The sequence below is a fragment of the Vibrio artabrorum genome, assembly GCF_024347295.1.
GTDB lineage: Bacteria > Pseudomonadota > Gammaproteobacteria > Enterobacterales > Vibrionaceae > Vibrio > Vibrio artabrorum.
Genome location: NZ_AP025458.1, coordinates 2,597,120 through 2,617,503, shown reverse-complemented (window position 1 = coordinate 2,617,503; position 20,384 = coordinate 2,597,120). Strand labels below are relative to the sequence as shown.

General features: G+C 44.4%; 21 protein-coding genes. 8 read left to right on the top strand and 13 right to left on the bottom strand.

Translation table 11 applies throughout. The features are described 5' to 3' along the window. The first annotated feature begins 7 nt into the window (after positions 1-7). The gene (locus OCU36_RS11700) at positions 8-1,117 is read left to right on the top strand and encodes a PilT/PilU family type 4a pilus ATPase (protein ID WP_261838150.1); all 1,110 of its coding nucleotides are present in this window, start codon (positions 8-10) and stop codon (positions 1,115-1,117) included. A gap of 65 nt (positions 1,118-1,182) precedes the next feature. On the opposite strand, the gene OCU36_RS11695 is transcribed toward OCU36_RS11700, so the two are convergent. The 9 genes from OCU36_RS11695 to metK all read right to left on the bottom strand — a co-directional run bounded on the left by OCU36_RS11695 (position 1,183) and on the right by metK (position 8,178). Next, entirely contained in the window at positions 1,183-1,344 is a 162-nt protein-coding gene (locus OCU36_RS11695; protein WP_261838149.1) for a hypothetical protein, read from the bottom strand. Positions 1,345-1,442: 98 nt separating this feature from the next. Then, positions 1,443-1,865, bottom strand: a complete 423-nt coding sequence (gene ruvX / locus OCU36_RS11690; protein WP_261838148.1) for a Holliday junction resolvase RuvX — start codon at positions 1,863-1,865, stop codon at positions 1,443-1,445. A gap of 60 nt (positions 1,866-1,925) precedes the next feature. Beyond that, a complete protein-coding gene (locus OCU36_RS11685; RefSeq protein ID WP_261838147.1) occupies positions 1,926-2,489 on the bottom strand; it encodes a YqgE/AlgH family protein in 564 nt (187 codons plus the stop codon). A gap of 116 nt (positions 2,490-2,605) precedes the next feature. Further along, entirely contained in the window at positions 2,606-3,556 is a 951-nt protein-coding gene (gene gshB, locus OCU36_RS11680) for a glutathione synthase (RefSeq protein WP_261838146.1), read from the bottom strand. A 9-nt stretch (positions 3,557-3,565) separates the two neighbouring features. After that, complete coding sequence (gene rsmE / locus OCU36_RS11675; RefSeq protein ID WP_261838145.1) at positions 3,566-4,297, bottom strand: 16S rRNA (uracil(1498)-N(3))-methyltransferase; 732 nt, start codon at positions 4,295-4,297, stop codon at positions 3,566-3,568. Positions 4,298-4,449: 152 nt separating this feature from the next. Continuing rightward, the gene (locus OCU36_RS11670) at positions 4,450-5,181 is read right to left on the bottom strand and encodes an endonuclease (RefSeq protein WP_261838144.1); all 732 of its coding nucleotides are present in this window, start codon (positions 5,179-5,181) and stop codon (positions 4,450-4,452) included. A 93-nt stretch (positions 5,182-5,274) separates the two neighbouring features. Then, entirely contained in the window at positions 5,275-5,778 is a 504-nt protein-coding gene (locus OCU36_RS11665) for a SprT family zinc-dependent metalloprotease (RefSeq protein WP_261838143.1), read from the bottom strand. Between the two features lie 80 nt (positions 5,779-5,858). Then, complete coding sequence (locus OCU36_RS11660; protein ID WP_261838142.1) at positions 5,859-6,656, bottom strand: DUF2189 domain-containing protein; 798 nt, start codon at positions 6,654-6,656, stop codon at positions 5,859-5,861. 367 nt (positions 6,657-7,023) lie between these two features. Then, on the bottom strand, positions 7,024-8,178 hold the full coding sequence (metK, locus tag OCU36_RS11655; RefSeq protein ID WP_065102940.1) for a methionine adenosyltransferase: 1,155 nt from the start codon (positions 8,176-8,178) through the stop codon (positions 7,024-7,026). 387 nt (positions 8,179-8,565) lie between these two features. Between metK and tkt the strand changes: the two genes are divergently transcribed. Then, on the top strand, positions 8,566-10,560 hold the full coding sequence (gene tkt / locus OCU36_RS11650; protein ID WP_261838141.1) for a transketolase: 1,995 nt from the start codon (positions 8,566-8,568) through the stop codon (positions 10,558-10,560). Positions 10,561-10,646: 86 nt separating this feature from the next. On the opposite strand, the gene OCU36_RS11645 is transcribed toward tkt, so the two are convergent. Further along, positions 10,647-10,883 (bottom strand): hypothetical protein, encoded by a 237-nt coding sequence (locus tag OCU36_RS11645; protein WP_261838140.1) that lies wholly within the window; start codon positions 10,881-10,883, stop codon positions 10,647-10,649. A gap of 200 nt (positions 10,884-11,083) precedes the next feature. Here OCU36_RS11645 and epd point away from each other — a divergent pair, with 200 nt between their 5' ends. From epd to mscS, 4 genes are all read left to right on the top strand, one after another. Further along, the gene (gene epd / locus OCU36_RS11640; RefSeq protein WP_261838139.1) at positions 11,084-12,133 is read left to right on the top strand and encodes an erythrose-4-phosphate dehydrogenase; all 1,050 of its coding nucleotides are present in this window, start codon (positions 11,084-11,086) and stop codon (positions 12,131-12,133) included. A gap of 165 nt (positions 12,134-12,298) precedes the next feature. Next, positions 12,299-13,462 (top strand): phosphoglycerate kinase, encoded by a 1,164-nt coding sequence (locus OCU36_RS11635; protein WP_261838138.1) that lies wholly within the window; start codon positions 12,299-12,301, stop codon positions 13,460-13,462. 155 nt (positions 13,463-13,617) lie between these two features. Then, complete coding sequence (gene fbaA, locus OCU36_RS11630) at positions 13,618-14,694, top strand: class II fructose-bisphosphate aldolase (protein WP_261838137.1); 1,077 nt, start codon at positions 13,618-13,620, stop codon at positions 14,692-14,694. Positions 14,695-15,070: 376 nt separating this feature from the next. Beyond that, positions 15,071-15,937: a small-conductance mechanosensitive channel MscS gene (gene mscS / locus OCU36_RS11625; RefSeq protein WP_261838136.1), complete on the top strand. Its 867-nt coding sequence runs from the start codon at positions 15,071-15,073 to the stop codon at positions 15,935-15,937. Between the two features lie 54 nt (positions 15,938-15,991). Here mscS and OCU36_RS11620 read toward each other — a convergent pair whose 3' ends face one another. After that, the gene (locus OCU36_RS11620) at positions 15,992-16,474 is read right to left on the bottom strand and encodes a YbaK/EbsC family protein (RefSeq protein ID WP_261838135.1); all 483 of its coding nucleotides are present in this window, start codon (positions 16,472-16,474) and stop codon (positions 15,992-15,994) included. Positions 16,475-16,484: 10 nt separating this feature from the next. Beyond that, positions 16,485-17,114 carry a LysE/ArgO family amino acid transporter gene (locus OCU36_RS11615; RefSeq protein ID WP_261838134.1) on the bottom strand — a complete coding sequence of 210 codons (630 nt, stop codon included), beginning with the start codon at positions 17,112-17,114 and terminating at the stop codon, positions 16,485-16,487. 142 nt (positions 17,115-17,256) lie between these two features. Between OCU36_RS11615 and OCU36_RS11610 the strand changes: the two genes are divergently transcribed. Continuing rightward, positions 17,257-18,153, top strand: coding sequence for a LysR family transcriptional regulator ArgP (locus OCU36_RS11610; protein ID WP_261838133.1), 897 nt, complete (start codon positions 17,257-17,259; stop codon positions 18,151-18,153). A 109-nt stretch (positions 18,154-18,262) separates the two neighbouring features. Then, on the top strand, positions 18,263-18,976 hold the full coding sequence (locus OCU36_RS11605) for an oxidative stress defense protein (protein WP_261838132.1): 714 nt from the start codon (positions 18,263-18,265) through the stop codon (positions 18,974-18,976). A gap of 111 nt (positions 18,977-19,087) precedes the next feature. On the opposite strand, the gene serA is transcribed toward OCU36_RS11605, so the two are convergent. Next, positions 19,088-20,317, bottom strand: coding sequence for a phosphoglycerate dehydrogenase (gene serA, locus OCU36_RS11600; RefSeq protein WP_261838131.1), 1,230 nt, complete (start codon positions 20,315-20,317; stop codon positions 19,088-19,090). Between the last annotated feature and the right edge of the window lie 67 nt (positions 20,318-20,384).

Below are 20,384 nucleotides of genomic sequence, written 5' to 3'. Positions count from 1 at the left end.
GAGCAAAATGGAATTGAATCAAATCCTTGAGGGAATGCTGTCTCAAAAAGCGTCGGATCTTTATATCACCGTTGATGCACCGCTCCTGTTTCGTGTAGATGGTGAATTACGGCCTCAAGGAGAGAAGCTGAATGTCACTCAGGTTACTCGGCTACTTGATATGATGATGGATCAAGAGAAGCGTCATGAATATAAAAAAACGCGTGAGGCGAACTATGCCATTGTGCGGGACTTTGGTCGCTTTCGTGTTAGTGCATTCTTTCAACGAGAGCTTCCAGGCGCGGTTATTCGACGCATCGAGACCGATATCCCAACGTTTGAACAGTTAAAGCTTCCAGATGTACTACAAGATCTTTCTATTGCGAAGCGTGGACTGGTGCTGGTGGTTGGGGCAACAGGTTCTGGTAAATCAACCTCAATGGCTGCGATGACAGGTTATCGTAACGCTAACCGCTCAGGGCACATATTGACCGTTGAAGACCCAATTGAGTTCGTCCACGAGCACAAGAAGTGCATTGTGACTCAGCGTGAGGTCGGGCTCGACACTGATAGTTATGAAATTGCGCTTAAGAATTCATTACGCCAAGCACCAGATATGATCTTGATTGGCGAAATCCGTAGCCGCGAAACGATGGAGTATGCGATGACCTTTGCTGAAACGGGTCACTTGTGTATTGCAACGCTGCACGCCAATAATGCCAACCAAGCGTTAGAACGTATTCTTCACTTGGTGCCGAAAGAGCAAAAAGAGCAGTTCTTGTTTGATCTGTCGATGAATTTACGTGGTGTCGTGGCTCAGCAACTCATTCGCGATAAGAATGGCAGCGGGCGCCATGGTGTATTTGAAATTCTGTTGAATAGCCCACGAGTGTCTGACTTGATTCGTCGTGGCGATCTCCATGAGCTAAAAGCAACCATGGCGAAATCGAAGGAAATTGGTATGCAAACCTTTGATCAAGCTTTGTATCATTTAGTGGTTGCAGGCAAGATCAGCGAAGAAGATGCATTTCATGGTGCCGATTCTGCTAATGACTTACGCTTAATGCTAAAAACTCGATGTGGTGATATAGATTATGGAACGGGACCATTGGCAGACGTTAAGATTGATATGGATTAGAAGTACTTTATTGGTACCAATAAAAACCCGCATCTAGGCGGGTTTTCGTTCATTCAAAGTGACGCTCAGTACATACCGAAACGGTTGTTGTCACTTGAGTAACCACGTTCTTTTTCTAATTTGATTTTAGTCGGATATTGTTCGCCAGTATAACCGGCAGATCCACCACCCATTGAGCTGCATGCTGATAATGCTAGAGCGGCGAAGATGGCTAGAAAAATTTTCATGTGAACTCCCACATTCTGATTTTGAATTGCACCGACATTACGATGTGAAATTCGAGTGGGATCACAAGTTAGCTTAAATTTCGCTCACTTAATTCTCATTAAGAATATTGTGCTTCAAACCAGCTCTCTAGAATAACAACGGCGGATTGATTATCGACATTACCTTTACTTAGCGCTTTATAACCGCCCATTTCAAAAAGATCGGCTCTTGCTTCTGTCGTAGAAAGTCTTTCATCATGCAGTTCCACATCAATACCAAAGCGTCCTTTTAGACGGTTGGCGAACTTTTTCGCCCTTGGTGTGATCGCAGCTAGATCTTTACCATGAAGATCGGTCGGAAGACCAACCACAATTAGGTTAGGCAGCCACTCCTTAATCTGCTTTTCGATATCGTCCCAGTTTGGGATACCATCTTTGGCTTTAAAAGCTTTGAGAGGGCTTGCGGTGCCTGTGACTTCTTGTCCTATCGCACTGCCGATACTTTTTGTACCGTAGTCAAATGCCATAATTGTTCGTGACATGGGGATTCCAAATTTATCTGTGTTTGAGAGTGTCTGTTTATTTTATTTAGCCGATTTGAGCTAGGCGTGACCAGCGTCTGCTGAAAGCTGAGCCGCATTAATACCTAGCATCTGCACGGCGACTTTCCAGCGTTCAGAAATAGGCGTATCGAAGATGACCTTTGGATCGGCTTCAACGGTTAGCCATGAGTTTTCGGTCAGTTCGGTTTCCAGTTGTCCCGGTTCCCATCCTGCATAACCGAGTGCGACTAAATAATTCATCGGCTCATCTTCTGTCCCTAACACCATCAAGATATCTTTTGAGGTGGTTACCGAGATTTGATCAGTCATCTTGATGCTGGATTGGTAGTTGCCTTTAGGTTTGTGCAAAATAAACCCACGGTCTTCTGCGACTGGTCCACCATTCAATACCGGTTTCTCAAGACTTGCTTGATTGGATTTCGGTTGCTCAGAATCAACCTCAACTTGTTTAAGCATGCTACCAACAGTGACGTCGATAGGGGCGTTGATCATTAAGCCCATCGCACCTTCATCGTTGTGTTCACAAAGGTAGATCACCGAATTTTGAAAGTAAGGGTCTTTCATTCCGGGCATAGCGACCAGAAAGTGGTTCGTTAAATTCATAGAGCCTCCTGCCAGTGTGTTCCCAGTAAAGGAAAAAGAGCGGCGTAGAGCCGCTCATCAATTCTGTGCCTAATGACGTCTGTGCTTGCAATAGCAAAGGCTTTCTTTAGTTTAGGCTATTTAGTGTTAACGCGACGCTCGATTGCATCCATTAATTTACCCGTAATTGAAATATCAAAAGCGGCTTCAATTTCACGGATACAAGTAGGGCTAGTCACGTTAATTTCTGTCAGCTTGTCGCCAATAACATCCAGGCCTACAAAGATTAAGCCTTTCTCTTTTAGTGCAGGAGCCACGGCTCTTGCGATAGCCCAATCGGTGTCACTTAGCGGACGAGCTTCACCGGTACCGCCAGCGGCAAGGTTACCTCGAGTTTCCCCTTTTGCTGGGATACGAGCGAGACAGTAAGGCATTGGCTCACCGTCAACCACAAGAATACGCTTATCACCATTGCTGATGTCTGGAACAAAGGTTTGTGCCATTGCGTAGTTCTGACCGTGGTTGGTCAAGGTTTCAATGATCACCGATACGTTTGGATCGCCTTCCTTCACGCGGAAGATAGACGCGCCACCCATGCCATCAAGGGGTTTTAGAATCACGTCCCCATGCTTCTCGCGGAATTCTTTAATCTTTTCTGCTTTACGAGTCACGATGGTCGTTGGGGTCAGTTCTGGGAACCAAGCAGTGAACAGTTTTTCGTTACAGTCGCGCAGGCTTTGCGGTTTGTTGACGATCAGTGCACCGTTTTCCTCAGCGCGCTCAAGAATGTAAGTTGCGTAGATGTACTCTGTATCAAACGGAGGATCTTTACGCATCAGTACCGCATCTAAATCTGATAGTGCAATAGTTTGCTCTGACTTAAATTCGTACCAACCGTTTGGATCTTCTTTGAGTTCTACCACCTTAGTGTCAGCAATGGCTACGCCTTGATCTAAATGTAGATCATCCATTTCCATGTAATGGATTTCGTAACCACGACGCTGAGCTTCAAGCATCATGGCAAAGCTAGAGTCTTTTTTGATGTTAATGGATGAAATTGGATCCATTACGATGCCAAGTTTGATCATTTTTTTCTCCTAGCCTAGATCGCCAAAACGGACTTGTAAGGCAGTAATTGCGGTTAGAGCAGCTGTCTCGGTACGAAGTACACGTGGGCCGAGTAGCGTCTCTTCAAATTTGTATTGTTCTGTCATGCCGATTTCTTCAGCTGACAAGCCACCTTCAGGGCCAATCAGTAAGCGCACCTTACTGATGGGTTCTGGAAGGGTGTTAATTGAGTACTTTGCACGAGGGTGCAGGTTTAACTTTAATGCTTCGCTTGGTTCGCTGCACCACTCTTCAAGTTGCATAATTGGACGAATGACAGGAACCGTATTGCGGCCACACTGTTCACACGCCGCGATAGCAATCTTTTGCCACTGTGCGAGTTTTTTCTCGAAGCGTTTTGTATCCAGCTTAACGCCACAGCGCTCTGAAATTAGAGGGGTAATGGTGTTCACACCAAGCTCAACCGATTTCTGAATCGTGAACTCCATTTTGTCACCACGTGAAATCACTTGGCCTAAATGTAAGTCTAACGGAGACTCGCTGCTGTGCTCGATGCGTTCAGAAACATTAACGGTGACATTTTTCTTTGATACTTCAGCTATCGTCGCAGGGAATTCAGCACCACTGCCATCAAATAGAATAACTTCTTGGCCTTCTTTCATGCGAAGGACGCGACCAACATGACCCGCGGCATCTTCGCCTAAAGCGAGTGAACCTAACTGATGGATGCGTTCTGGGTGATGGATACGAGGGATTCTCATGCTGGTAAACCTATAAATATGTTCATTTGGGTATTTTGTCTCTGCCTAACATGGATGCTTTTCGTTGAAAAAACAAGGGGAGAGCAAGAGTTTCAGGGCAATTCTGAAACTCTTTTTTGAGACAGTCAGGAATAGTGCTGCAACGAAAGGGGTTATTGACAAGCAGGGTAAACAAATGGGTTGTGATTACCTTGGATGGCATAGATTTTCTGATCACGAGTACATTCCCACTTGTCGACAGGAAATTGCTTGTTCCACGCCATCATTAGGTTGGTTTGTTGCTTAGAGAGCTTGAAACCATACTCTTGGCTCATGTAAAGATAAGTGCGAGCGATAGAGCCTTTTGCTCTGTCTGGCGGCATAACCTTACGCTGCTTGAAGTTAACTTGCATTTCACACTGACCGTAGCTCACGCCATTCACGCCATTCCACTGGCTGAAGTTGTAATTGGATCGATCTCCGTTCACCTCTCCAATCGCGGGAGTCAAGTTGTGAAGGTCGGCCTCCATGGACTTGAATACCTTATCATGGCGAGTGCAGTTCTTGCGCCCACCGTCTTGCCAGCACTGACGCTGGTGACCGAATTGCCAAGCTGGAACCACGTGTTCCCACTCAATTCGACTTGCTCGTTTTAGTTGCTTTCGAACTTGATAGCCACAGCTGTTCAGATCTGGGATACCTTTCTTTTTGTCTTTCCAAGTGATGTCACAACCACAATAAAAAGAGGTTGGATGGTCGAGATAAATTTTCACCGCTTCTTTTTTTGCTTTGGAAAATGAGCTCGGCGGAGCGGCGAAAACGCTTTGGGTTACCAGTAGGCCCAATACTATTGATAAGAAATAAGACACTGATAGGCCAAATGCTTTGAAGGTGAGTTTTTGCATAGAAAAAGACTGATAAAAGTATGATAAACGTAAGTCTATCACTCAAATATCAGGTCGCTCTATTAGATTTATTCTAACGAGCCAATCAATCGGTTATTCGCTTAGTTGAGTTCCAGTAAAAGCTAAGGTTTGCTGGCACCGTTGGCAGCGATAGGTCGATTGATTTCGAAGTACTTTGTTGTGTCGTCGGATTGATAATGGGTAAGTGGCGCACTCACATCGATATTCAAAGGTTTTTCCTTGAACTGAAGTGATTTCAAAACGGTGAGTTGTTCTGGCCGGTACGTTGAATACCTTTTCCATGACGTATTTCCACTCATTGCCGTGAGGTCTCACTCGGCCAAATACCTGATGAGTAATTAAGTGTGCAAGCTCATGAGGCACAACCTCATTGATGAAGGCTTCTTCATTCTCGGTAAATAGCACAGGGTTGAGCTTAATTTCGTTGAGCTGAAGGTAGGCCTTTCCCGCCGCCTTACCTCTTAACTTATAGGTGATAATTGGGTGTGGAAATTCACGAGAGAAATGTTGATTTGCGATAGCTAGGCACTCGGCCAATTTCTTATTTGCTCGATGTTGTTGCGGGGTGTAAGACAAACGTTGTTAACTCCAAATAAAAGGCCTCAGCGTTTAAGCTAAGGCCTCATCATAACATTGCTCGTTACTATGGCGATTATTTATAGATGGTGATTCTTCTTGATGATCGCGTGATAAGCATGCCATGTACCATAACCAAGCAGCGGCATCGTGACAATCATACCTATTCCGTAAGTCGCAAACCCCACTAAAATTCCAGCGCAAATAATGCTCGCCCACACCACCATCGCAGGGATGTTTGACCTTACCGCATTAAAGCTAGTGAAAATGGCACTCATTACATCAACGCGTCTTTCCATCATTAATGGAATTGAAAATGCCGATATGCTGAATATCAGGCTTGCGATAACAAAACCAATCACTGAACCGGTGATTAAGAAGGGAGCAAACTCAGTCAATGGCGCACCTTGCACTGAAGGGTAAAGTGCGTGCAATAACGCCGCGATACGCATCCAAAATATCATCGCGACCATCAATACCACTGCAAAGGCCCATTGATGGGTAGAGTTGCGAGTGATGGCTTTCATCGAGTGCAGTAGGTTGGTGTTGTGCCCTTTTTCTCTTTCCCAAGCGGCATCATACAAACCCAGAGCAAGAAATGGGCCTATCAGCATGTAGACGATCAGGCTTGGCATCACAACAAGGTGCGTTCCTTGCCATTGAACCAGTTGAACAATGGCGATAGCGGCCACCATAAAGCACAGTCCGTAAAATGCGCTGATTAACGGCATTTTTACTAAGTCATGCAGAGCAAGCGACAACCAATGGAAGGGCGCGGAAATACTGATTTGGTTGCAAGGAATAGTTCGAGCGTAATCTTGGTCGCTGACCTTGTCTTTTTTCTCGTTGAGTTCGGATGTGTGAGCGGTACGAGGCATAGATCCCCCTAGTTAAATAACGTCCTAGTTATAATTCCATAAGGCTCACCGATGTGGCTTGTGTGAGAGCTATGGTGTTGAGCTCAATGGCTCTTTGTCATCCCAGTTATTGTTCTAGCGTGCATTTAACGAGCGTTATCAGACTGAATTAATTTAAGTTAAATGTGAGCTTGATCGCTTAGGAGTTACCTTAACTATTGTCAGTAGTGATGGAAAATACAAATTATCGGCGTTTTTTTATACTAAGTGGTTAACGGTAAAAGAGGTCGGTAGAGTCGGGGATACCGAGAAAGAGCTGGTAAGTGCATAAAAATAAAGCCCTTACTCAGAAGTCAGGGCTTTAAAGAAACAAATTGCAGTCGCTAAATTATTTTAGGCCTGCGAAATCCGCAAGGATTGCGGCTTTGTCTGTCGCTTCCCAAGGGAACTCTTCACGACCAAAGTGACCGTATGCAGCTGTCTGTTTGTAGATAGGTTGAAGCAGGTTCAGCATCTCTTGAAGACCGTATGGACGTAGGTCGAAGTTTTGACGAACGGCTTCAATGATGATCTCGTGCGCTACTTTTTCAGTACCAAACGTTTCAACCATGATAGATGTTGGATCTGCAACACCGATAGCGTAAGACAGTTGAATCTCACAACGGTCAGCCATGCCAGCCGCTACGATGTTTTTTGCAACGTAACGCGCTGCGTAAGCTGCAGAACGGTCAACTTTTGATGGATCTTTACCAGAGAATGCACCGCCGCCGTGACGAGCCGCGCCGCCGTAGGTATCAACAATGATCTTACGACCGGTTAGACCACAGTCACCCATTGGGCCACCGATAACGAAACGACCGGTTGGGTTGATAAAGAAGTTCGTGTCTTTGTTGATCCACTCAGCAGGAAGTACTGGCTTGATGATCTCTTCCATAACCGCTTCACGTAGGTCTGGTGTGGTTACCGAATCACAGTGTTGAGTCGAAAGAACAACCGCATCGATACCAACGATTTTACCTTGGTCGTACTGGAATGTTACTTGTGATTTCGCATCTGGGCGAAGGAAATCAAGCTTGCCGCTCTTACGTACTTCAGCCTGCTTCTTAACCAGAAGGTGAGAGTAAGTAATTGGTGCAGGCATTAGGATTGGTGTTTCGTTGGTCGCATAACCAAACATGATACCTTGGTCGCCCGCGCCTTGATCTTTAGGGTCAGCTTTATCAACACCTTGGTTGATGTCTGGAGACTGCTTACCAATGGTGTTTAGTACTGCACAAGAGTCAGCATCAAAGCCCATATCAGAGTGAACGTAACCAATTTCACGTACTGTTTCACGAGTGATTTCTTCGATATCAACCCATGCCGATGTTGTTACTTCACCGCCAACCATAACCATGCCGGTTTTTACGTAAGTCTCACAAGCAACGCGTGCTTTCGGATCTTGTTCCAAGATGGCATCAAGAACAGCATCAGAGATTTGGTCTGCAATTTTATCTGGATGACCTTCTGAAACAGATTCAGAAGTGAATAGGTGCTTAGCCATGAGAGCTCCACTTTTAGTTTTTGGTTGCAAATAGTTTTGGTTGCAAACAGTGATATGCAAATAATTTTAGGCGTCGCAAGCTAGGAAGCGCTGCCACTCAATACAGTATGTTCTGTAGGTGTTTCTACATCTAGACGGCTATTCTAAATTCCAGCGGTTGAATTACAAGCTCTTTTTTATGATATGCCATAACTAAACGTTTGCGTGGCGTTGAGGTTTATTGTTGTTGGCTGACATAAATGTTCGAAAGTTGCGAAAAATGAACATTAAAATGCCAGTAAAACGTTTGCAGTCGCTAAAGTCGTTTGAGAGAATACCCGCGCTAATAAAAATGAAAAGTTTAGCATCTATCTCTTTTTTAATTCGCTTATGTACTCAGGAGCAGACATGCCTTCTCGTAAAGATCTAGCCAATGCAATCCGCGCACTCAGCATGGACGGTGTTCAACAAGCAAATTCAGGCCACCCAGGCGCACCTATGGGTATGGCTGACATCGCTGAAGTGCTTTGGCGTGGCCACTTGAACCACAACCCAGCAAACCCAGAGTGGGCTGACCGCGACCGTTTTATCCTATCTAACGGTCATGGTTCAATGTTGATTTATTCTCTGCTTCACCTTGCAGGTTACGAGCTTTCAATTGAAGACCTGAAAAATTTCCGTCAACTGCACTCTAAGACTCCAGGTCACCCAGAGTATGGTTACGCACCGGGCATCGAAACAACGACGGGTCCACTAGGTCAAGGCATCACTAACGCTGTTGGTATGGCGATGGCAGAGAAAGCACTGGCGGCACAGTTCAATAAAGAAGGCCACGACATCGTCGATCATTTCACTTACGTGTTCATGGGTGATGGCTGTCTGATGGAAGGTATCTCTCACGAAGCCTGTTCTCTAGCCGGTACGCTTGGTCTTGGTAAGCTAGTCGCTTTCTGGGATGACAACGGCATCTCTATCGATGGTGAAGTGGAAGGTTGGTTCTCTGACGATACACCTAAGCGTTTTGAAGCTTACGGTTGGCATGTAATCCCAGCGGTAGATGGTCACGACTCTGACGCTATCAACGCAGCGATTGAAGCGGCGAAAGCGGACCCTCGTCCAACTCTTATCTGTACTAAAACGATCATCGGTTTTGGTTCGCCAAACAAAGCCGGTACGCACGACTGTCACGGTGCTCCACTAGGCGCTGATGAAATCACAGCAACGAAAGCAGCACTGGGTTGGGAACACGGTCCTTTTGAAATCCCAGCGGATATCGCAGCAGAGTGGAATGCAAAAGAAGCAGGCGCAGCAAAAGAAGCGGCGTGGAATGCTAAATTTGACGCATACGCAGCGGCTTACCCAGAACTAGCAGCAGAATTCAAACGTCGTACTAACGGCGAACTACCCGCTGAGTGGGAAGAGAAAGCATCGGCAATCATTGCTGATCTTCAAGCTAACCCAGCAAACATCGCTTCACGTAAAGCCTCTCAAAATGCACTAGAAGCGTTTGGTGCTATGCTACCTGAATTCATGGGTGGCTCTGCTGACCTTGCGCCTTCTAACCTGACTATGTGGTCGGGTTCTAAGTCGCTTGAAGCAACTGACTTCTCTGGTAACTACATCCACTACGGTGTACGTGAATTCGGTATGACAGCGATCATGAACGGTATCGCCCTTCACGGTGGTTTCGTACCCTACGGCGCAACGTTCCTAATGTTCATGGAATACGCACGTAACGCAATGCGTATGGCGGCTCTGATGAAAGTTCAGAACATCCAAGTTTACACACACGATTCTATCGGCCTAGGCGAAGATGGTCCGACTCACCAACCGGTGGAGCAGATCGCTTCTCTACGTTTGACTCCAAACATGAGCACATGGCGCCCATGTGACCAAGTTGAGTCTGCCGTGGCTTGGAAACTGGCAATCGAACGTAAAGAGGGTCCTTCTGCACTTATCTTCTCTCGTCAAAACCTGGCACAACAAGATCGTGACGCTGAGCAAGTGGCTAACATCGCTAAGGGTGGTTACATCCTGAAAGATTGTGCTGGTAAGCCAGAGCTAATCATCATTGCAACGGGTTCTGAAGTTGAGCTTGCGGTTAACGCTGCTGCTGAGCTAACGGCTGAAGGTAAGAAAGTACGCGTAGTCTCTATGCCTGCCACTGACGCATTTGACAAGCAAGATGCGCAGTACCGTGAATCTGTACTTCCATCTGACGTAACGGCACGTATCGCTGTTGAAGCGGGCATCGCTGACTTCTGGTACAAGTACGTTGGTTTTGGTGGCAAGATCATCGGTATGACAACGTTCGGCGAATCTGCACCAGCAGACGAGCTGTTCAAAATGTTCGGTTTCACGACTGAAAACGTTGTAAACACAGCGAAAGAGCTTTTAGCTTAATACTCTTTAAATTATTTTGAGTATAGAAAAGAGAAAACCGAGCCATGTTGCTCGGTTTTTTATTTTGGATTCTATGAGTTTAAGATTTACTCAAACTCATTACCCCGGTTATCTTTTTCTTTGCGGCCACAGATTTTACACGTCACGTATCGATCCATGTCGTAGTAATGCCCACCATTGATAAAGGTGTGAGCCATTAGCTTAACTCTTCCAAGTAACGAACGATCCCTGTCGTAGCTGCTCGTTTTTCTCACTAAGATTTCGCTATGAGGCGTTTCTTGTGAACATTGCTTACAAAAGTGGGTCGCTGGGTAACCTGACATAGTCATTTCCTTTGGGTGATGAAACGAGAAAAGAAATAGCCAACAGAAAAATAATTTATCTTTCAGCTAAAATGCATATCATTGAAATATTAATCAAGTTTTATAGAGGTAATGCTTCGATACATATCACGAATTTAATGCGCTTTAGATGGCTATCGGTTACTATTTGTGGCATGAAAATCATGTAGGGCGATGGAATCATGCTAAAAGTCGCGATAAACGGATTTGGAAGAATAGGGCGTAATGTATTGCGTGCTGTTTATGAAAGTGGCAAAAGCCAACAAATCAAAGTAGTAGCGGTCAATGAGCTTGCTCAGCCGGACGCTATGGCTCACCTATTGCAGTACGACACCAGTCACGGCCGCTTCGGTAAGAAGATCTCCAACGACCAAGAACACATCTATGTTCACCATGGCATCGGTGTGGAAGATAAAGGTGAGTTCGATACGATTCGTATTTTGCACCTTGCTGATATCGAGCTGTTGCCGTGGCGTGACCTTGAGGTGGATATTGTTCTCGATTGTACAGGTGTTTATGGCTGTAGAGATGATGGTCTAGCGCACATTGCTGCTGGTGCTAAAAAGGTGTTGTTTTCACACCCAGGTGCTAATGACCTAGACAACACCATTATCTACGGTGTCAATCACGATACTATCGAAGCTGACCACAGAATCGTTTCTAACGGTTCATGTACTACCAACTGTATTGTCCCGATCATTAAGGTACTTGATGACGCCTTTGGCATTGAGTCCGGTACCATCACAACCATTCACTCTTCAATGAATGATCAACAAGTTATCGATGCGTACCACAGTGATTTGCGCCGTACTCGAGCGGCAAGCCAATCTATCATTCCTGTTGATACCAAATTGCATAAAGGTATTGAAAGAATTTTCCCGAAATTTTCTAACAAATTTGAAGCGATATCTGTGCGCGTGCCGACGGTAAACGTCACAGCGATGGATTTAAGTGTCACAATTAATGCAAATGTGAAAGTTAATGACGTAAATCAAACCATTGTTAATGCCTCCCAGTGTACATTACACAATATAGTTGACTATACTGAAGCGCCGCTCGTTTCCATCGACTTTAATCACGATCCCCATAGCGCAATCGTTGATGGTTCACAAACTCGAGTGAGTAATGGCCACCTAGTGAAAATGCTCGTGTGGTGTGACAATGAATGGGGCTTTGCGAACCGAATGCTGGATACGGTTCTTGCAATGCAAGCTTCTGAAGGTAAGAAGTAAGGCCTAGAAGCAAATATGCGGATTATTTATTTTTAGCTTGAAATAAATGCAAAGTATCCACATATTATAAGCAGCTAAAGTATTACCAGTTGAATAATTTATAGACTTAGCAGGGTTGCTGAGTTTCCAAAACTTTATATTTATTTAAATTTGAGAGGACAAATCATGTCTGTGATCAAGATGACTGACCTGGAACTTGCAGGTAAACGCGTATTCATCCGTGCTGACCTAAACGTACCAGTAAAAGACGGTAAAGTAACTTCAGATGCACGTATCCTAGCATCACTACCAACTATCAAACTTTGTCTAGAAGCTGGCGCAAAGGTAATGGTTACTTCTCACCTTGGTCGTCCTACTGAAGGCGAATACAACGAAGAGTTCTCTCTAGCTCCTGTAGTTAACTACCTAAACGACGCACTAGACTGCGACGTTAAACTAGCGAAAGATTACGTAAACGGCCTAGAGCTAAACGCGGGTGAACTAACGGTTCTTGAAAACGTTCGCTTTAACAAAGGCGAGAAGAAGAACGAAGAAGCACTTTCTAAGCAATACGCTGCACTATGTGACATCTTCGTGATGGACGCATTTGGTACTGCTCACCGTGCTCAAGCGTCTACACACGGTGTGGGTACTTACGCTCCTGTCGCGTGTGCTGGTCCTCTACTAGCGGCTGAACTTGAAGCACTAGGTAAAGCAATGGATAACCCTGAGCGTCCACTAGTGGCTATCGTTGGTGGTTCTAAAGTTTCTACTAAACTAACGGTTCTAGAATCTCTTTCTAAAATTGCTGACCAACTTGTTGTTGGTGGTGGTATCGCGAACACATTCATCGCTGCTGAAGGCCACAACGTCGGTAAGTCTCTATACGAAGCTGACCTAGTTGAAACGGCTCAAAAGCTAATGAAAGAGTGTGCTATCCCAGTAGCAACAGACGTTGCATGTGCTAAAGCGTTTGACGAAAACGCAGAAGCTGAAATCAAGCTCGTTTCTGAAGTTCAAGACGACGACATGATCTTCGACCTTGGTCCAGATTCAACTGCGGCACTAGCTGAAATCATCGGCAACGCAAAAACTATTCTTTGGAATGGTCCTGTAGGCGTATTCGAATTTAAGAACTTCGAAGCGGGTACAGCGGGTATTTCTAAAGCAATCGCTGACTCTGCAGGTTTCTCTGTAGCTGGTGGTGGTGATACGCTAGCAGCTATCGACAAGTTCGGTATCAAAGCTGACGTTTCTTACATCTCTACTGGTGGTGGCGCTTTCCTTGAGTTTGTTGAAGGTAAAGTACTTCCTGCAGTAGCAATGCTTGAAGAGCGCGCTAAAGCATAATTGATTTAGAAAGGCGAGATGTGAATCTCGCCTTTTATCGTTTGCTGCGTATCACACTTTTTTGCTAGAATGGCACAAGTTGTGAGCAAACGATTGCAAGTTTTTGAACTTAAGTTTTTTAATCTTAAAACGATAGAATAAATAGGACTATTTCCATGTCTAAGATCTTCGATTTTGTAAAACCTGGTGTAATTTCTGGCGATGACGTACAGAAAGTATTTGAAGTAGCAAAAGAAAACAAATTTGCACTTCCTGCTGTAAACGTTGTTAACACAGATTCAATCAACGGTGTTCTAGAAGCAGCGGCTAAAGTTAAAGCTCCTGTTGTTGTTCAGTTCTCTAACGGCGGTGCTGGTTTCTTCGCTGGTAAAGGCGTTAAACTTGAAGGTCAAGGTGCACAAATCCTTGGTGCTGTAGCGGGTGCAAAATACGTACACGCTGTTGCTGAATCTTACGGTGTTCCAGTTATTCTTCACACTGACCACGCTGCGAAGAAACTTCTTCCATGGATCGACGGTCTACTAGACGCTGGTGAAGAGTTCTTCGCTCAAACTGGTAAGCCTCTATTCTCTTCTCACATGATCGACCTTTCTGAAGAGTCTCTAGAAGAAAACATCGAAATCTCTGGCCAATACCTTGCGCGTATGGCTAAGATGAACATGACTCTAGAAATCGAACTAGGTTGTACTGGTGGTGAAGAAGACGGCGTTGATAACTCTGATATGGACGCATCTGAGCTTTACACTTCTCCTGAAGATGTTGCATACGCATACGAGAAACTAACAGCTATCAGCCCACGTTTCACTATCGCTGCATCTTTCGGTAACGTACACGGTGTTTACCAAGCGGGTAACGTTGTACTGACTCCTACTATCCTACGTGACTCTCAAGCATACTGTGCAGAGAAGTTTGGTATCGCACCTAACGCTCTAAACTTCGTATTCCACGGTGGTTCTGGTTCTTCTGAAGCAGAAATTCAAGAGTCTATCGGTTACGGTGTTATCAAAATGAACATCGATACTGATACACAGTGGGCTACTTGGGATGGTATCCGTACTTACTCTGCTGAAAACTTTGATTTCCTACAAGGTCAAATCGGTAACCCAACTGGCGAAGCTGCGCCAAACAAGAAGTACTACGATCCACGCGTATGGCTACGTGCTGGTCAAGCTTCAATGGTTGCTCGTCTTGAGAAAGCATTTGCTGACCTTAACGCTATCGACGTACTATAATTCTTTGAATTTAAGTACTCTTTAAGTTTTAAAAAACCCGCTCATTGAGCGGGTTTTTTTATGCGTGACAAAAACTTGTATTAAATATGTGAAAAACCTAGCCTACGGTAAATAAATTTCGTAGTCTTTTAGTTATCGGTATTTGTGTTTATTGGTAAGTGTTATTAATTCAAATGCTTACATAAATATGGCTTTGCAATCTGTCAAAGATAGGATATCGTGCCGAAAAACTAAACTTGGTTTAGTTTCTAAAAAAGGACTAGGCTTTAATTTGCTTTTAACACAGTAACTTAACAGGATTCGAACTGTTTTTTTGTTGAGCAGGTTTGGCTTAAGGCAGTTTAGTTTAAAGTATATTATATAGAGGATACACATTATGGCTGATAGTTCGACAGCGACTGATACCCCAATGGTGGATGGTTTGTCTCTTGCAAATCAGTGGTTAACAAATAATTCAGATCTCTTTATCCAATACGGCGTAAATATCATTTCAGCATTGGTTATCCTATTTATTGGTAACCTGATTGTGAAAGCGGTAGCCAATAGTATCTCTAAGGTTCTAGAGAAAAAGGATATGGATAGAGCCGTTATAGAGTTTATCCATGGTTTAGTTCGTTACTTATTGTTTGTTATTGTTCTTATTGCTGCACTTGGTCGCTTAGGGGTTCAAACAGCATCTGTGGTAGCGGTTATTGGTGCTGCTGGTTTAGCGGTAGGTCTTGCACTGCAAGGTTCACTGTCTAACTTTGCGGCAGGTGTCCTTATTGTTGCCTTCCGTCCATTTAAGTCAGGTGACTATGTGGAAATTGGTGGTGTAGCGGGGTCGGTTGATTCGATTCAAATCTTCCAAACCGTCCTTACAACACCTGATAATAAAATGGTCGTAGTACCTAACGGTAGTGTTATCGGTAGCCCAATTACCAACTACTCACGTCACACAACGCGTCGAATTGATTTGATGATAGGCGTCTCTTACAAGGCCGATCTTCAGAAAACAAAAGCGTTGCTGACTAAGATCTGTGAGTCTGATGAACGTGTGTTGAAAGAGCCTGGTGTGCTAGTTGGTGTTCATACACTTGCTGACTCTTCGGTTAACTTTGTGGTTCGCCCATGGGTGAACACTGCTGATTACTGGAGTGTCTATTTCGATCTTATGCAAGCCATCAAAGAAGGCTTGGATAATGAAGGTATCGAAATCCCATTCCCGCAAATGGATGTACATATGAATAAAGTAGAATCTTAAATTAAGGTTCTCTTTGATACTATTAATAAAAAACGAGGCTTGAGCCTCGTTTTTTTATATTTGAATAATAGTGTTGTCCAGTTTGCTGAGTAAAATGGGTAATGATGATCCTGCAAAGCCGATAGTGATGGTTGGCTCTCCGGGGGTATAAAGTATTTCTTCACATTGATAGAGTTGCTGGTCGACGACGATTGGAATATCACTTGGTATCACAAATGGGCATACCGCTCCTGGCACACAATGCGTTTGACTTATCATTTCTTCATCGCTACAAACGGATGGACGTTTTCCTAACACCTGCTTTAGCCTTTTACTGTCTAAGCGTTTATCTTTATCGGTAAGATACAGTGCAAAACCGCCCCCCTTTAATTTTAAAAACAAACTCTTACTGTGTGTTCCTGTCCACCCTAGTCGTTTTGCAACGATCAGATCGGTTTCGAAATCTAAAATGGGTTCGTGTTGCCATTCATTGAACTCAATACCTGCATTTTTTAATAGGGAAATGTTGTGCTGATAGATGTTGTCTAACGTGGTCATGATGAGTTCCTTACCAGTATTTTTCGGCCAATTCTTGTGTGAGTAAAAAAGCGATAACAAACATCATGATCGCAACCACAATATCAATGCTTTTCTTAACATTCGGTTGCGAGAGTGTTGGGCCTAGCTTCGCAGCTCCTAATGATAACGAGTAAAACCAGACGAATGAAGCTAAGATCGTCCCAACCGCAAAGGCAAGTCTGTCATTGCCTTCAAACTGTCCGCCAATGGATCCAAGAATTACCACGGTATCCAGATATAAGTGTGGGTTTAATACGGTTACCGCCAAAGCACCTAAGATGACGGTTCGTTTACCACGAGCCACGATCTCCCTCTTTGATTCATCACCGGTATGCCCTCTGAAAGCACTTCTAAGCGATAACAAGCCATACATTGTTAGAAAGGCAATACCACCTAATGTTACTGAAGTTAACAGTACTTCATTTTTCGATAAGATAGCACCACCACCAAAAATACCTAATGAGATAAACAGGGTATCGAGTAGGCTACAGATTGTCGCAGTCGTTAAGTGATGGTTACGTTTTATCCCTTGATTTAGGACGTACGCATTCTGTGCACCAATCGGGATAATCATGCTTGCCCCTAGACCAAAACCTTGTAATAAAACCCAAAAACTCATTTTAATCTCCACTTATTTAACGATATTCACAGACTATGGGGCGAAGATACCCCGACTATTTAAATAAGTATAATTAATGATTTTAATCCATTATTAGAGTTGCTAATGTAATGGTGAGTTAGCTTAAAAAGGAAGCAAATTGATGCGTGGATTGGATTATAAATGGATAGAAGCTCTGGATGCCGTTGTGAAACAACGTAGCTTTGAGAGAGCTGCTGAGCAGTTATATATCTCCCAGTCAGCAGTGTCTCAGCGTATCAAGCAGCTAGAAAAGTGGTTAGCTCAGCCGGCTCTCGTGAGAGAAAGCCCACCAAGGCCAACACCGGCCGGAAGAAAGTTGCTGGGCTTGTACCGGCGGGTTCGATTATTAGAGCACGAGCTTGTGCCTGAGTTAATGAATGAAGACGTTACTCAGCCACTATCGATCTCCATTGCTACTAATGCTGATAGCTTGGCGACATGGTTACTGCCAGCTCTATCTGATGTGATGAAGTCTCGTAACGTTGAGTTGAACCTCGCGATTCATGGTGAGTCTAGAACCCTTGATAAGATCAAAAGTGGTGAGGTTGCTGGGGCGATCAGTTTGGAGTCTCAAGCTCTTCCGGGTTGTAGTGCCGACTATCTTGGTAGGATGGACTATGTCTGTGTGGCTAGTTCTGATTTTTATGACCGCTATTTCTCCGAGGGAGTGAGTTACACAACACTCAGTAAAGCCCCGGCGGTTTCGTATGATCAGTACGATGATCTGCATAAAAAGTTTCTGCATGATCATTTTAATGTGCCAAGAGACAGTGTCATTAACCATACGGTCGGTAGCTCGGAAGCGTTCGTACGTTTAGCGTTGTCGGGCGTTGCCTACTGTCTGATTCCTCGATTACAGATCATCGATGAGCTAGAATCAGGAGCTCTTATTGATATTACCCCTGGCTTTCTGTTGTCTTATCGCATCTATTGGCACCATTGGCAGCTAGAGAGTGGAGTCCTAAAAGAGATATCTCAAGCGATATTGAGTTTTGCTCACAATCACTTACCTCAGTAAATCGTTGCTTTTTCAAGCGTCAAAGTTCTGTTAGAAGTGCGTATCTGAATTGGCTAAACTGCAAATTGCTCTATGATGAAAGTATATTTGTTTAGCATAGGTCTATCTCATGAAGTTTGTACCAAAGATGTTAGCAACGTCTCTTACTTTCACTGCAATATTGAGCGTTGTGAGTTTTCCATCCTTAGCGGGCTCTCCATCCTTTCCGCATATTTCAACGACCGGTTATGGTGAAGTGATCGCGAAACCCGATATGGCGACATTCTCTGTGAGAGTTGTTGAATCGACAATGACCGCTGAACAGGCGAAAAATACCGTTGATAAAGTGGTGACGGGTTTCTTAAATAAGCTTCATAAAGCGGGGGTAGAAGAAGCGAGCGTCCATAGTTCGAACTTGTATTTGTCGCCTCAATACCACTACCCGAAAGGTGGCAAACCTGAATTAGTTGGCTACCGAGCCTCACGTAATGTGACGGTTCAAGTGACTAAGCTCGCGAATCTCAATGAGTACATGGATATCGCCATTGGAGAGGGTATTAATCAGATTGATAACATCCAGCTTCAAGTTCGCGACCAAGCTAAGTATCAAGAGCAAGCGCGCTTAGCAGCCATTAAAGATGCAACATCAAAAGCGAAATCATTAGCGAGTGGTTTTGAGCGTAAGCTCGGCGACGTATGGCGTATAGACTACAACGCACAACCTTCTCAGCCAGTACTTATGCGTTCAATGGCAATGGATGCAAGAACAGAATCAAACTCTTATGAAGATTCAACGATCACGATTCGCGATCGTGTGGATGTGATTTACCATATAGAAGAGTGACGAGGTCATTATCGCAGTTTTTAGATCATGATGATCTCATTACCTACGATAGGCTAAATGCTAAAAGGCTCTCATGATGAGAGCCTTTTTTATGCCTATTGAATTCGATGATTAATGCAGTAAGCGTGCTCGAATGGTGCCTTCGATCTCTTTCAGTTTAAGCAGAGCTTCTTCTGATCGATCGGCTTCTACATCAATAACCACGTATCCCATATCAGCAGTTGTTTGCAAGTATTGACCTGCAATGTTGATCCCTTCTTCAGCGAAGATGGTATTGATTTGAGTCAGAATACCAGGGCGGTTTTCGTGGATGTGTAGCAAGCGAGATGTGCCAGTATGCAGTGGTAGCGATACTTCAGGGAAGTTAACACTCGATAGCGTAGAGCCGTTATCAGAGTATTTTGCGAGTTTACCTGCCACTTCGACACCAATATTCTCTTGCGCTTCTTGAGTTGAACCACCCACGTGAGGCGTTAGGATAACATTGTCGAATTGTATTAATGGAGACTCGAATGGGTCTGCATTGGTTTTTGGTTCTGTTGGAAAAACATCGATCGCCGCACCAGAAAGGTGGCCAGATTCCAGAGCACCACATAGAGCAGGAATATCGACGACCGTGCCGCGTGCTGCATTAATAAAGATAGATCCAGGCTTCATGCGCTCGAACTCTTCTTTACCCATCATGTTTTTCGTTTCGTTGGTTTCGGGTACGTGCAAAGAGATCACGTCACACTTGTTCAGCAATTCAGTCATGGTGTGAACTTGAGTTGCGTTACCTAGCGACAGTTTGTTTTCAATATCGAAGAAGTAAACGCGCATACCAAGGTTTTCCGCAATAATACTCAGTTGAGTACCGATATGGCCGTAACCAATAATACCTAGACGCTTACCACGAGCTTCGTTAGAGTTGTCGGCACTTTTTTTCCAGATGCCACGGTGAGCAAGCGCGTTCTTTTCTGGAATGCCACGAAGTAGCAATAGAATCTGACCAAGAACAAGTTCTGCAACACTTCGAGTGTTTGAGAATGGGGCATTGAACACAGGGACACCGCGCTTTGCTGCCGCTTTAAGGTTAACTTGGTTAGTACCAATACAGAAACAGCCGATAGCAACCAATTTTTCAGCAGCATCAATAACGTTTTGGGAAAGGTTCGTGCGAGAACGAATACCGATGAAATGAGCATCTTTAACCGCTTCAAGAAGCTCTTCTTCAGGTAGAGAGCCTTTATGGTACTCAATGTTTGTGTAACCTGCGGCTTGCAATACTTCTACAGAAGAAGGGTGAAGACCTTCCAGAAGTAGAATCTTAATCTTTTCTTTTTCCAGTGAAACTTTAGCCATTATTCTCGTCCTTAAAATGGGAAGGTTGGGCAAATGCGGCGCACGTGCTGCAAAATGGCAGAAAGGG